Origin of the sequence: Candidatus Cryosericum hinesii (genome assembly GCF_003570985.1) — a bacterium.
Taxonomy (GTDB): domain Bacteria; phylum Caldisericota; class Caldisericia; order Cryosericales; family Cryosericaceae; genus Cryosericum; species Cryosericum hinesii.
This window is the reverse complement of sequence record NZ_QXIW01000025.1, coordinates 1-12,441: the sequence shown is the minus strand read 5'-3', so window position 1 is coordinate 12,441 and position 12,441 is coordinate 1. Positions and strand designations below refer to the sequence as shown.

Genomic DNA, 12,441 nt, shown 5'->3' with positions numbered 1-12,441 from the left:
GCGTTCCTCGCTATCGTGCCAAACATCGCGATGCGGAACCAGCAGATTTCGGCTTTTGCGTTTGGCGGTACCTCACTGCTTATCATTATCGGCGTAGCACTGGAGACTGTGCAGGAGATCGAAGCGTACATGATGATGCGTCACTACAAGGGGTTCATGAAATAATGGCGCAGCACCCGCGTATTATCCTTTTGGGACTACCGGGCTCGGGAAAGGGCACTCAAGGTGCGCTCATCGCGCAAACCTGGAGAGTGCCCACCTTCTCGAGTGGTGAGTACTTCCGGAATCTTCGGCGGGAGGGCAAGCTTCCTGTCGAGGTTGCGGCCAAGATCAATGCTGGGGGTCTTGTGAGCGACGAGGATGTCAACATGATTATCGTCGAATCGTTTCTGTCGACCCAGGAGGCGCAAGCAGGCTTTGTTCTGGACGGGTACCCGAGGACTGTCGCTCAAGCCGCATTTCTCGACGAGTATCTGACAAAGCAAAACCTTAGCTTGACCGCAGCCGTATACGTTGATCTGCCGGTCGAGACAGCGTTCCGCCGCATATCGGGACGGCGTGTCTGTCCTTCCGACGGCAGTGTGTACAACGTGTACTATTCGCAGCCAGAGAGGGAGGGACTCTGTAACCTCTGTGGCGCACCCCTCATCCAGCGGGAAGACGACCGCGAGGAGAGTGTCAAGACACGGATGAGTACGTATGAAGCGGTGACGAAGACTCTGATCGTCTACTACGGCGATCAGGGGAAGCTCATCACTGTTGATGGAGCCAGTGATCCGGGTGCTGTTTTTGCCAGGATACAGGGGGTTCTTGATGATCCGGCTTAAGTCTGCTTCGGATATTGAGCATCTGCGTGTTTCCGGGGCTAAGCTCGGTGAAGTATTGCATCAGATAGGAGAGATGGTTTCTCCTGGTGTGACGACTCGCGAACTGGACCACGCGGCAGAACTTCGCATCCGTGAGCTCGGAGCAAAACCGGCATTTTTGCACTACAGCGGCTATCCGGCAACGCTCTGTGTCTCCATCAACGAACAGGTCATCCATGGCATTCCGGGGCATCGCGTTCTGAATTCAGGAGACGTCGTTTCGCTGGATCTCGGCCTTATCTATGAAGGATACTATGCAGATTCGGCCATTACTGTTGCCTGTGGGTCGGTTGTACCCCGAGACAAGGAGCTTATCGAGACGACCCGAAGGAGCCTGTACGCCGGCATCGACGCCGTGCATGTGGGAGCTCGTCTGGGAGACATCGGCCACGCAGTTCAACAGGTGGCTGAGGCTCAGGGTATGAGTGTCGTGCGCGACTACGTCGGTCATGGTGTGGGAAAGGAACTTCATGAAGATCCCGAGGTTCCCAACTACGGCAGAGCCGGTACAGGAATTACTCTTAAGGAGGGACTGGTGATCGCGATCGAACCCATGGTCAACGCTGGTAGCAGCGCTGTCCGCGTTCTGAACGATGATTGGACGGTTGTTACTGTTGACGGGCAAAAGAGTGCTCATTTCGAGCACACGATAGCCGTCACGGCCCAGGGCCCTGTCATCTTGACACAGCCATGACCAAGAAAGAAGTTATAGAGACAGAGGGCGTCATAGTGGAAACGCTCCCCGGGACGATGTTCCGCGTGAAACTGGGCAACGGCAAGATTGTGCTGGCTCACATTAGCGGAAAGATGAGGCTCAACTTCATCAAGATTCTGCCGGGAGACAAGGTAAGGCTTGAGATAACACCCTATGACCTTTCAAAAGCACGTATCACCTATCGATTGTAGTTGTCGAAGAGTTGAAAGGAGTAGCGACCTATGAAAGTGAGACCGTCAGTAAAGAAGATCTGTGCTAAGTGTAAGATTGTGAAGCGCAACGGTACGATCATGGTGATCTGCGAGAACCCGAAGCACAAGCAGCGCCAGGGTAAGTAAAGGAGGAATAGTGGCTCGTATTAGTGGTATCGATCTTGCTGCTGGGAAAAAGGTCGGGATTGCCCTGACCTACATCTACGGCATCGGCAAGTCAAACTATAAGATGATCTGCAGTGTTGCAGGAGTGTCTGAGGACAAGAAGGTCAAGGATCTAACGGAGAGCGAGATTCTCGCAATCCAGAAGGCCATTAATGACAATCTCGTTGTCGAGGGCGATCTTCGCCGCGAAGTCTCGACCAACATCCGCAGGCTCATGGAGATTAACTGCTACCGTGGCGTCCGTCACAAGAGAGGACTACCCGTTCGCGGTCAACGCACCAGGACGAATGCCCGCACGCGCAAGGGACCGAAGAAAACCGTCGGTTCCAAGGCATCCAAGGTATAGGCAAAGGGGATCGTATGGCAGACATTAAGAAGAAAGTAGTGAAGCGCAAGAAAGAGAAACGGGTAGTTGGCGAGGGGAAGGCATATGTCTTTTCATCGTTCAACAACACGCTTGTAACGATCACCGATGCCCAGGGTGACACTGTATGCTGGGGCTCGTCTGGAAGCAGCGGTTTCAAGGGTTCCAAGAAGGGGACCCCATTTGCTGCCCAGGTGGCCGCACAGAAAGCGGCAGAGAAGGCTATCGCCATGGGAATGTCCAGAGTAAACGTGTTTGTGAAGGGCGCTGGTTCGGGTCGTGAGATCGCTGTCCGTGCTCTGCAGTCTGCCGGCCTCAACGTTTCGTCCATCAAGGACGTTACGCCCATCCCGCATAACGGGTGCAGGCCGCGCAAGATCAGAAGGGTATAGGAGGCGACCATGTCCAGATATATTGATGCGTCGTGCCGGAAGTGCCGTGCACTGAATACGAAACTATTCCTCAAAGGCTCTCGCTGTTCCAGCGGCAAGTGCGCGATCGAGCGCGGGAAGATGGGGCCAGGTCAGCATGGAGTCGACCAGAAGTTCCGCAAGGACAGCGACTACGAACTTCACCTTAAGGAGAAGCAACGCCTTCGCCTAGCCTACGGTCTGGCAGAGCGCCAGTTCAGGGGCTACTTCGCTCTCGCGAACTCCCAGAAAGCGATCCCCACAGGTGGCAAGCTGCTGGAGCTTCTCGAGCGGCGTCTCGACAACGTTGTGTTCCGCATGGGGATCCAGCCGGGTCGCAAGTCCGCTCGCCAGATGGTATGCCACGGCAACGTGTTCGTCAATGGACATCGCGTCGACATTCCCTCGTACCAGGTCAGAGTGGGAGATATTGTGACTCTGACCGATACCGGAAAGTCCATGATCAGTGTGCAGGAGTCTGTTGCTAGCAAACCAGCCACTGTGCAATGGCTGTCGTTCAGCCCTGACAAGTTTGAGGGCACTGTGCTCACGATTCCGACAGCTGAGCAGATTGGAGTTCCCATCAATACCCGTCTTGTCATCGAGTACTACTCGAAGTAGGAGCTTGCCATGATAGAAGGGCTTGAAGGTATCAGACTGACATCTGCTGAAGAGACCGCCGAATATGGCAAGTTCGTCTTCGAGCCATTGCAGCATGGATATGGAACCACGATGGGTAATGCGCTTCGCCGGGTTCTCCTGTCTTCCATTCCCGGGAGTGCCCCGGTGGCAATCAAGGTAAACGGTGCACTTCATGAGTTCACGTCACTGCCAGGCATCAAGGAGGATCTTCAGGAGCTCATCTTCAACATCAGAAACCTCCAGGTCTCCATTATCGACGGCAGTGAAGCCACCCTTTCTCTCAAGCGACAGGGGAGGGGCGTGGTGAAGGCCGAGGACTTTGAGAAGAATTCATTGGTGAAAATCTTTAACCCGGAATTGAAGATCGCAGAACTCTCCGCGGATGACAGCGCTATCGATCTTCAGGTGATATTGCGCACCGGCGTAGGGTATGTCAGCAACGAGGAGAACCATGAACTGTTGAGCGGGACAGTCGACACGATTGCGATCGACAGCATCTATTCTCCTGTACGGACAGCCAATTTCACGGTCGAACCCGTAAGAATCAAGCAGAAGGCCGACTATGAGCGCCTGATCGTCGAGATTACGCATTTCCCGACAACCAGAGCCCGTGATGCGCTTGAAGAAGCTCTTGATATAGTGAATCGCCACGCGCAACAGCTAGGAGTGTGTTTGAAGACGCCGGGTTCCGCGGACAGTGCTCCGGAGGCAACGACGTCGAACGAAAACGTGATGTCGAAGAGCCTGGAGAATGTGGATGGTGTCAAGAGCCGCTGGGCAAAGGTTCTCAAGGATGCGGGTGTCGAGACTGTGGCTGACTATCTAGAGCATCGTGGAGAGCCTGTCCTCGGTTTCGGAGAGGCCGGTCGCAAGAGCGTTGACGAAGCCCTCAGAGATGTCGGCATCAGCGTCCCAGAAGATTAGCGCGCCGCCGATGGTAAGCGCGAACGTGACGAGAGGAGTATTCTTGCTATGAGACATGGAAGAAAGCTGAAGAAGCTTGGCGTATACAGCGGCTTGCGCAGTATGATGTTGCGCAATCTCTCAACCTCAGTGATCGAGAAAGGTCGCATTGAGACAACAATTACTCGTGCAAAGTCAGTAAAGCGTGTAGTGGAGAAACTCATCACGACTGCAAAGGTCGACGATTTGACGACGCGGCGTAAGCTGCACGCCTATCTTCTGACGCCGGAAGCGGTCGACGAGGCCTTCAAGTTGACCAAGGATCGCTACATCACGCGCCCGGGTGGCTACCTGCGTATCATCAAGGCCGGGTATCGGAAGGGCGATGCAGCGAACATGGCGGTCCTGGAGTTTGTAGAGAAGTAGATGATTCGCCTCGACAAGGTCTCGTATCAAATCGAGACCTCCGCGGGGGCTGTCCAGGTCCTTCGTGACATAGACCTGGAGTTGCCAGATGGCTCAATCTCTGCGATTGTCGGTCCCAACGGGTCCGGCAAGAGTACGTTAGCCCGCCTTGTCAGCGGGCTTTTGCGTCCGACGTCCGGTAGTGTGCACTTGCTGTCAGGCATCGGCAGCCTGGTGGTCACGGATGTGCGTCCAGGGCTTGACGTCGGCCTCGTGTTCCAGAATCCGGATAACCAGCTGGTGGCGACGACTGTAGAGGACGATATCGCTTTTGGACTGGAGAACCTCGAGCTTCCCCATGCCGAAATGGTGCAGCGCGTTGGGGATGCATTGCACCTCCTCGGCCTGGAACAGTTCCGCGACTACCCCCCTCACCGTCTTTCCGGCGGGCAGAAGCAGAAAGTGGCTATTGCTGGAGTGCTTGCCATGAAGCCTTCGTTCCTCATTCTGGACGAGGCAACTTCTCTCCTGGATCCGACCAATCGCCGTGAAGTGATGCAGACGGTGCTCCGTCTGAACCATGAATTGGGAATTGGCATTATCATGGTCACTCACCTTCTGGACGAAGTGCTCGTTGCGTCGCGCGTAGGCGTACTGACAAATGGACAGCTCGCAGCTTGGGACTCGCCGCGTGCCATCTTCTCGAATCCTGTGGTCGTGAAGGAGGGGGACTTAGTGCTCCCACTGAGCACCCGAGCGTCGTTTCTTATGCAAGAGCGCTGGACGGACTTCCCGTTGTGTCTGACTCCGGAGGAATTCGCGAGAGCGGCATGTCAATTGATCTGAAGAACGTCGACTATGTCTATGACAGTGGTGAGCCCTTCGAGTACTTCGCGCTCCGGGGGATCAGCCTGCACATCGACGATGGTGCCTTCGTGGGCATCGTGGGACGGACGGGCTCGGGCAAGTCAACGCTGGTGGAACACCTGAACGGACTCTTGTTCTCGACACGGGGCGACGTTATTGTCGACGATGAGATCGTTTCTAACCAGCGGGCAGTGCTTGCCAAGGTGCGCCGCAGAGTTGGCATCGTGTTCCAGTATCCCGAGGACCAGTTTTTTGCTGAGACCATCTTTGAAGAGATAGCCTTTGGTTGCCGCAACTATGGGTTCAGCAAAGAGCAGGTCGACGAAAGCGTTCACAAGGCAATGAGTATCGTCGGTCTTGATCCAGAGCGTTTTCTGCCCTTGTCCCCCTTTCAGCTGAGCGGGGGAGAACAGCGTCGCGTAGCTATCGCCTCAGTCATCGCGATGGGTCAGAAATACATCGTGCTCGATGAGCCCACAGCGGGACTCGATTCTGGCTCCAAATTGGCTGTCCTGGCCGAGCTGGAGTCTTTACGCCAGACGGCGAATGTCACTGTGATTCTTGTGTCTCACAACATGGACGAGGTTGCCGAGTTCTGCAAGCAGGTGATCGTACTTGACGAGGGAACAGTGGCGTTCCAGGGATCAACGGATGCTTTCTTTCGTGATGCAGACCTTGTCGACAGAACGGGACTGGAACTTCCGGAGAGCTACCGTCTAGCCCGTGCGCTCAAGGACTGCGGAAGCACCCTGACAGTGAATGAGTGTTCGACGGGTCGGATGCTGGACTCGTTACGACTGTGCGTCTCTGAGCAGGGAGGAGCATAGTGGCGCTGTCTCGCAGTTTCGTTCTGGGTCAGCACTACCCTGGGACTTCGGCCGTGCACCAGTCTGGTGCACTTGTGAAGCTTGTTTCGACTATTGCTCTCATGATTGGCGTCTTTGTCGCGACGAAGACGGTACAATACATTCCTATTGTCCTTCTCCTGGCCGTTGGCATCGGTGTTTCGAGAATACCTCTGCGTTTTTTTGCTCGTGGCCTCAAGCCCATCCTATTCCTTATTGTTCTCACCGTCGTCGTGCAGGTGTTCTTCACTCCCGGCACTGTTATCTGGCAATTCTGGTTCGTTCGTATCACACGCGAGGGATTGGGATTGGCCGGTTTCATTCTCTGCAGGTTGGTCCTGCTGACGCTGGTGAGCGTCCTGCTCACCGCGAGTACTTCTCCCATAGAGCTGACCGATGCTGTGTCAGATCTGCTGAAGCCCCTGAGCCATATCGGCGTACCTTCTGCCGAAATTGCTCTTGTCATGAGTATCGCTATGCGGTTTGTGCCCACGATTCTTGAGGAAACCGAACGCATCATACGCGCTCAGGTCTCGCGGGGGGCCCGGATCGGGGAAGGTAGCCTCGTCGTGCGTATGAAGAGCTTCATCCCAATTCTGATACCCTTGTTTGTTTCCTCCTTTCGCCGGGCAGACGACCTGGCTGTCGCGATGGAGGCAAGGGGCTTTCGCGTAGGGAGTCCCCGAACGAGATATCATGCACGTCACTTTCAGTCCTTCGATGCTTTCATTCTTCTTGGAACAGCAGCTGCTTTGTCCGGGGTCATCCTATGGCGCCTGTTCCTGTAATGGTGCGTATGGACATAGCCTACGACGGCTCCTTCACCTACGGCTTCCAAAAGCAGAAGTCTCTGATGAGTGTGCAGGGCACCGTCGAGGGTGCGCTGAAGGCCGTTTGTGGATCATACATTCCTGTTGTTGGGGCATCACGAACCGACAGAGGCGTCCATGCCCTTCACAATGTCGTGAGTTTTGTTCTGCGCGACGATGCTCTCTATGAGCGCGTCGTACGGCGCCTTCCCGTCATGATGCCCGAGTGGCTTACCATTCGCAATTGTGTTCGTGAGAGCGCCAACTTCAGCGCTCGGTTTTCTACAGTGACAAAGACCTATGCCTACGTGTTCATCAAGGAAGGAGGCTGGACCCCATTTCTTGCTCGTTATGCGTATCGACTCGAGTATCCCGTTAAGACCGATGCGATGAATGAGGCTGCGCATGCTCTGCTTGGAACGCATGATTTCAAGGGGTTTGGAAACATCGATCCAAGCAGGCCGCATCGGGACACGACGTGCACGCTGAGCACGGCTGATGTCGTTGAAACGGATAAGGCGGTTATCTTCATGGTTTCGGGTGATCATTTCCTGTATCATATGGTACGCCGCATGGCGTACTTCGTCCTCAAGGCCGGGCAAGGGAAGATCGGTGTCGAAACGTGGAACAATGCGTTTGCCGGACCCGACGTCCCGTATACGCGGCAGGTGATGGCGGCTGGCGGCCTCTACCTGGTTGCCGTTGACTACGCTTGATAGCAGTTGCGCGGTGCATGTGGCCATCTGCCCGAACCCTCTCCGGGCGTATGGGTTCACCATCGTTTGCAGCCTCAAGGCGTTGACTAATCGCGGGTTTGTGGTAATCTACTAAGGAATTCACCAGGAGGATATGAATGAAGACAACGTTTTTTAGACCAGAGACGGTTACCCGTCGCTGGATTCTGATTGATGCTACAGACCAAAGTGTTGGACGACTTGCGGTGATCATTGCCAATATTCTTCGTGGCAAGGACAGACCAGAGTTCACGCCGAATGCTATGGTCGGCGACAATGTCATCGTCATCAACGCTTCGAAGTTGGCAATCGACCCCAAGAAGGGTACGCAGACCATGCACTATCATCACTCGTTCTACCCAGGTGGTCTGAAAGCCACGAATTGGAACAAGATGCTTGAGACGCGGTCAGACTTCCTGCTCAAGCGTGTGGTTCGCGGCATGCTGCCCAAGAATACACTTGGCAAGGAACTGCTCAGCAACCTGCGTGTCTATCAGGGGCCCGAGCATCCTCACCAGGCTCAGAAGCCTGTTGAGTTCAAGGCTAATTAGGGAGGATGCTGTGCCAACCACTCAGATTTGGGGAACGGGTAAGAGAAAGACTGCTATTGCACGCGTTCATCTCGTTGCTGGAACCGGCAAGATCGTTGTAAATGGCAAGCCGGTCGAGGTCTACTTTCCAGTTCAGACGGTGTCCATGAAAACCATGGCCGCCTTTACAGTCATGGGAGGTACGCCTGTATTTGATGCGATCGTGAGCGTTGCCGGTGGTGGCTTCAATGGCCAGGCCGAAGCCGTTCGCCATGGAATTGCTCGTGCGCTGGTTGAGCAGGACCCGGAGAACAAGCCGGTTCTGAAGAAGGCCAAGCTTCTGACGCGCGATGCTCGCATCAAAGAGCGCAAGAAGTACGGTCTCCTAGGCGCCCGCAAGGCTACTCAGTACAGGAAACGTTAGACAGACTTCTCGTATTTTACTGGGGGCAGCAGGACATTGTGCCTGCTGCCTTTTTTGATACCCTGTAGGTACGCTTACGTAGTGGAGGAAACCAACGATGAGGATTCACGATACGCTGACGCGAAAGACCGTCGAACTCGTGCCCCGTGAGCCAGGCAGAATCACGATGTATGTCTGCGGGGTTACCCCGTATGCCTCGGCACACATCGGGCACGCGCGGACGGCTGTCGTCTACGATCTCCTGAAACGCTACCTCCGGCACGCCGGCTATGCGGTGACCCACGTCAGCAACTACACGGACATCGACGACAAGATCATTCGGCGGGCTCAGGAACAGGGAGTTGCGCCCCTGGATCTCTCTGCTCGCTACATTGGCGAATACCTCGAGGATATGGCAGCCTTGAATGTTCTTACTCCTGACATCACGCCGAGGGTATCTGAAAGCATTCAGGACATCATTGATCTCATTGGTCGCATTGCCGCAAATGGTTATGCCTACGTCTCATCAGACGGAGTTTACTTCTCTGTTCGCAAGTTTAGCCACTACGGTCGTCTTTCAGGACGTTCTGTCGACGAGATGCGCAGCGGAGCCCGGGTAGAAGTGAACGAAGCGAAAGAGGACCCCCTGGATTTTGCCCTGTGGAAGCTTGCCAAACCTGGCGAGATCTCATGGGACAGCCCTTGGGGAAAGGGTCGTCCGGGATGGCATATTGAGTGTTCGGCGATGAGTCTGAGGCATCTCGGGGCAGGGTTCGACATTCACGGGGGAGGCGAGGATCTCATCTTTCCTCACCATGAGAACGAGATAGCACAAAGCGAAGCAGCTTTGGACGGACAGCAGTTTGTTCGTTACTGGATGCACTCCGGAATGGTCAACATGGGCGGCGAGAAGATGTCGAAGTCACTCGGCAATGTCATGACCGTGCGCGAACTGCTGGAGCAATACCCGGGGCAGGTCGTCCGGCTCTATCTTCTCCAGACGTCATATGAGAAACCACTGAAGTTCAACATTTCGGGGTTCGGACAGGCATTCACAACCTATGAGCGCATGGCGGAGTTCGGGGCATTTCTGCAAGGATTGGGTCAGGTCTCCCATGACGGCGTCGAGCCAGAGTTTGAGAGCGTATGTTCCAGCTTTCTCGGTGAGTTTGACGCTTCGCTGGCAGACAATCTCAACATGTCCCGTGCACTTGCTTCCGTCTACGAGTTCATGACTCGAGTGCGCCGCACGGCTTCGGAGCGGCTGCTTGGTGGATCAGAGGCTTCTCGTGCGCTCGAAGTCTTCCGCTCGGCTCTCTGGGTGCTTGGCCTCGACCAGACGAATGACTACATGGGACACAAGTCCAGTCTTCTTGCCGGCAAGCAGCATGCGCTCATGGCCGTTGCCGCAGAGGTTGGAGTTGCTGTGGACGATCACAATTCCACGAGCGATCTTCTCGATACGATTGTCATGAAGCGTCGGGTCGCTCGTGAGGCAGGACAGTACGACGTGGCTGACCAGATCAGGGAGCGCCTCAGGGGTGTTGGTATCGCTCTGGAGGACGGCGTTGATGGTGTGAGGTATCGCATCCATGGCTAATAGTGATAGAACAAGACCGGAAGGTATGCTTATTTATGGTAAGAACTCGGTTATGGGTGCGCTGTCCGCTGAGCATCCGGTCGAGAAAATCATCTTTGAATCCGGTAGCGACAAAGACGACCGCATCCGGATGATCAAGGATGTAGCTTCACGGCAGAAGGTGCCGATGGAGTATAAGGTCGGATCGTGGTTCCAGAAGACCCTTGGTGATGTCCCTCATCAGGGTATCGCCGCTCAGTGCGCGCGACTGCGATTATTGGACATGAACGCTCTCATGGGGGCGATGCCTCCTGAGCCCGCTGGCCGTTCAGTCGTCCTTGTGGATCAGGTCACCGATCCCCACAATCTGGGAGCGATTATCCGTGTGGTCGCTGCGTCAAGGGCCGGGGGTCTCATCGTCACGAAGGACCGGACAAGTCCCTTCTCGCCAGCGGCAGTATCTGCCTCAGCCGGGACGGTATTCGGTCTTCCAATTGCCGTTGTAGCAAATCTGGCATATGCCATGGAACGACTCAAAAAGGACGGCTATTGGCTTTACGGGCTGGACGCTGTAGACGGCCATGACTACCGGAAGGAGAAGTACGCATGTCCTTCTGCCTTTATTGTCGGCAGCGAAGGTGCCGGCATGCGTGAACTCACCAGGAAGAATGCGGATTTCTTCATCACGATTCCGATGAAGCCTGGTGTCGACTCGCTGAACGTCTCCACGGCGCTCGCGGTCGTGCTCTTCCGTGCCATCGAGTCCTAGAAATGGTCGCTCACCGGAACACGTCGAATCGCTGAGGCAGCGCTTTCTGGCGGGCGACAATACAGCATTTGAGGAGCTGCTGGGGATGTACTTGCCTCTCCTCAAATTTGTTGCCCGCAAATACTGCACCGAGCGGGACGAACGAGACGATTGCCTCGCTGAGGCTGTTCTGGGCTTTCTGCGCGCCATTCGTACCTACAATGTCCATCGGGGCAGTCTCGACGGGTACATCGCCACTGTCGCCTCGCACAGACTCATCGACATGGCACGTCGGGCTGCCGGACCTCGCGTCGAACTGTCGGACACCCTCGACGGATGGGGGAGTTCCCTCGGCGACCCTGCAGAGGCAGGAGTTCCCGACATGGTAGCACTTGCTGTCACACTCAGCGATTGTGAGCGCGCATGTTTCGAGAGGCATCTCCGAGGTGAGAGCCTCGAGGTCATCGCCACAGGACTGAAGATGTCGAAAGCGTCTGTTTCGAATGCGCTCGCAAGAGCAAAGCGGAAGCTGGGGAAAGCGCTTTCATAGGCCTGCCCCGCTCTACAGGTTGACAGACGCGGCTTTGCACCTATACTAACTGCGATGCAGGCCGACGTAGCTCAGCTGGTAGAGCGGTTGATTTGTAATCAACTGGTCACCCGTTCAATTCGGGTCGTCGGCTCCAGTGTGGGTAGGTGGCCGAGCGGTTAATGGCGGCAGACTGTAAATCTGTTGGCAATGCCTACGGGGGTTCGAATCCCTCCCTGCCCACCATTGCACTGGCGGGAATAGCTCAGCGGTAGAGCCCCTGCCTTCCAAGCAGGTTGTCGCGGGTTCGAATCCCGTTTCCCGCTCCAGCGTTTCAACTGGAGCTGCACTCCTCCTTCAGGAGGATCGTGCATGCCCTCTCGGGCAGCTTCTGAAGTGCGGCACCTCCTACGGAGCGTTCGGTGCTCCGATGGTGATTGACTTCTTGTGCTTTTCGAGTAGTATACATACTGCTGTTTGTGTGCCTATGCACAACGACAGCGAGGAATGCGGGGTGGAGCAGCCTGGTAGCTCGTTGGGCTCATAACCCAAAGGTCGACCGTTCAAATCGGTCCCCCGCGACCAAGCCCATGTAGCTCAGTTGGTAGAGCGTATCCTTGGTAAGGATAAGGTCACCAGTTCAATTCTGGTCGTGGGCTCCATTTTATTGTGTATACGAGAGCACATCTCACGGGAGGTTATAATGGCGAAAGAG

At 55.3% G+C, this 12,441-nt stretch carries 18 protein-coding genes and 5 tRNA genes; all 23 read left to right on the top strand.

Annotation, left to right across the window (positions count from 1 at the left end; translation table 11 throughout):
• Positions 1 to 164 precede the first annotated feature (164 nt).
• The 23 genes from SMC3_RS04940 to SMC3_RS04830 all read left to right on the top strand — a co-directional run bounded on the left by SMC3_RS04940 (position 165) and on the right by SMC3_RS04830 (position 12,388).
• Positions 165 to 827 (top strand): adenylate kinase family protein, encoded by a 663-nt coding sequence (locus tag SMC3_RS04940; RefSeq protein WP_119087498.1) that lies wholly within the window; start codon positions 165 to 167, stop codon positions 825 to 827.
• Positions 814 to 1,560, top strand: a complete 747-nt coding sequence (gene map, locus SMC3_RS04935) for a type I methionyl aminopeptidase (protein WP_119087497.1) — start codon at positions 814 to 816, stop codon at positions 1,558 to 1,560. Before SMC3_RS04940 ends, map begins: the two co-directional genes overlap by 14 nt.
• Positions 1,557 to 1,772, top strand: a complete 216-nt coding sequence (gene infA / locus SMC3_RS09595; RefSeq protein WP_119087496.1) for a translation initiation factor IF-1 — start codon at positions 1,557 to 1,559, stop codon at positions 1,770 to 1,772. The genes map and infA overlap by 4 nt, the downstream gene beginning before the upstream one ends.
• Before the next feature lie 30 nt (positions 1,773 to 1,802).
• Complete coding sequence (gene rpmJ, locus SMC3_RS09590; RefSeq protein WP_119085811.1) at positions 1,803 to 1,919, top strand: 50S ribosomal protein L36; 117 nt, start codon at positions 1,803 to 1,805, stop codon at positions 1,917 to 1,919.
• A gap of 10 nt (positions 1,920 to 1,929) precedes the next feature.
• Positions 1,930 to 2,304 carry a 30S ribosomal protein S13 gene (rpsM, locus tag SMC3_RS04920; RefSeq protein WP_119087495.1) on the top strand — a complete coding sequence of 125 codons (375 nt, stop codon included), beginning with the start codon at positions 1,930 to 1,932 and terminating at the stop codon, positions 2,302 to 2,304.
• A gap of 14 nt (positions 2,305 to 2,318) precedes the next feature.
• Positions 2,319 to 2,714, top strand: a complete 396-nt coding sequence (gene rpsK, locus SMC3_RS04915) for a 30S ribosomal protein S11 (RefSeq protein WP_119085809.1) — start codon at positions 2,319 to 2,321, stop codon at positions 2,712 to 2,714.
• Positions 2,715 to 2,723: 9 nt separating this feature from the next.
• On the top strand, positions 2,724 to 3,353 hold the full coding sequence (rpsD, locus tag SMC3_RS04910) for a 30S ribosomal protein S4 (RefSeq protein ID WP_119087494.1): 630 nt from the start codon (positions 2,724 to 2,726) through the stop codon (positions 3,351 to 3,353).
• Between the two features lie 9 nt (positions 3,354 to 3,362).
• Positions 3,363 to 4,298: a hypothetical protein gene (locus SMC3_RS04905; RefSeq protein WP_119087493.1), complete on the top strand. Its 936-nt coding sequence runs from the start codon at positions 3,363 to 3,365 to the stop codon at positions 4,296 to 4,298.
• A gap of 48 nt (positions 4,299 to 4,346) precedes the next feature.
• Positions 4,347 to 4,703 (top strand): 50S ribosomal protein L17, encoded by a 357-nt coding sequence (rplQ, locus tag SMC3_RS04900; protein ID WP_119087492.1) that lies wholly within the window; start codon positions 4,347 to 4,349, stop codon positions 4,701 to 4,703.
• Complete coding sequence (locus SMC3_RS04895; RefSeq protein WP_119089898.1) at positions 4,704 to 5,528, top strand: ATP-binding cassette domain-containing protein; 825 nt, start codon at positions 4,704 to 4,706, stop codon at positions 5,526 to 5,528.
• Complete coding sequence (locus tag SMC3_RS04890; protein ID WP_119089897.1) at positions 5,513 to 6,376, top strand: energy-coupling factor transporter ATPase; 864 nt, start codon at positions 5,513 to 5,515, stop codon at positions 6,374 to 6,376. Before SMC3_RS04895 ends, SMC3_RS04890 begins: the two co-directional genes overlap by 16 nt.
• Complete coding sequence (locus SMC3_RS04885) at positions 6,376 to 7,182, top strand: energy-coupling factor transporter transmembrane component T family protein (protein ID WP_165846584.1); 807 nt, start codon at positions 6,376 to 6,378, stop codon at positions 7,180 to 7,182. Before SMC3_RS04890 ends, SMC3_RS04885 begins: the two co-directional genes overlap by 1 nt.
• Before the next feature lie 8 nt (positions 7,183 to 7,190).
• Positions 7,191 to 7,919 (top strand): tRNA pseudouridine(38-40) synthase TruA, encoded by a 729-nt coding sequence (gene truA / locus SMC3_RS04880; protein WP_165846583.1) that lies wholly within the window; start codon positions 7,191 to 7,193, stop codon positions 7,917 to 7,919.
• A 137-nt stretch (positions 7,920 to 8,056) separates the two neighbouring features.
• Entirely contained in the window at positions 8,057 to 8,488 is a 432-nt protein-coding gene (gene rplM, locus SMC3_RS04875; RefSeq protein ID WP_119085802.1) for a 50S ribosomal protein L13, read from the top strand.
• A gap of 10 nt (positions 8,489 to 8,498) precedes the next feature.
• Positions 8,499 to 8,891, top strand: coding sequence for a 30S ribosomal protein S9 (rpsI, locus tag SMC3_RS04870; protein WP_119087487.1), 393 nt, complete (start codon positions 8,499 to 8,501; stop codon positions 8,889 to 8,891).
• A gap of 97 nt (positions 8,892 to 8,988) precedes the next feature.
• Positions 8,989 to 10,470 carry a cysteine--tRNA ligase gene (cysS, locus tag SMC3_RS04865; RefSeq protein WP_119087486.1) on the top strand — a complete coding sequence of 494 codons (1,482 nt, stop codon included), beginning with the start codon at positions 8,989 to 8,991 and terminating at the stop codon, positions 10,468 to 10,470.
• Positions 10,463 to 11,218, top strand: a complete 756-nt coding sequence (gene rlmB / locus SMC3_RS04860; protein ID WP_119087485.1) for a 23S rRNA (guanosine(2251)-2'-O)-methyltransferase RlmB — start codon at positions 10,463 to 10,465, stop codon at positions 11,216 to 11,218. The genes cysS and rlmB overlap by 8 nt, the downstream gene beginning before the upstream one ends.
• Positions 11,202 to 11,747, top strand: coding sequence for a sigma-70 family RNA polymerase sigma factor (locus SMC3_RS04855; protein ID WP_126851552.1), 546 nt, complete (start codon positions 11,202 to 11,204; stop codon positions 11,745 to 11,747). The genes rlmB and SMC3_RS04855 overlap by 17 nt, the downstream gene beginning before the upstream one ends.
• A 60-nt stretch (positions 11,748 to 11,807) precedes the next feature.
• Positions 11,808 to 11,883 (top strand) — tRNA-Thr (locus SMC3_RS04850).
• A gap of 4 nt (positions 11,884 to 11,887) precedes the next feature.
• Positions 11,888 to 11,972 (top strand) — tRNA-Tyr (locus SMC3_RS04845).
• Between the two features lie 8 nt (positions 11,973 to 11,980).
• Positions 11,981 to 12,055: transfer RNA gene (locus tag SMC3_RS04840), tRNA-Gly, on the top strand.
• 179 nt (positions 12,056 to 12,234) lie between these two features.
• A tRNA-Met gene (locus tag SMC3_RS04835) sits at positions 12,235 to 12,311 on the top strand.
• A 1-nt stretch (position 12,312) separates the two neighbouring features.
• Positions 12,313 to 12,388 (top strand) — tRNA-Thr (locus SMC3_RS04830).
• Positions 12,389 to 12,441 lie beyond the last annotated feature (53 nt).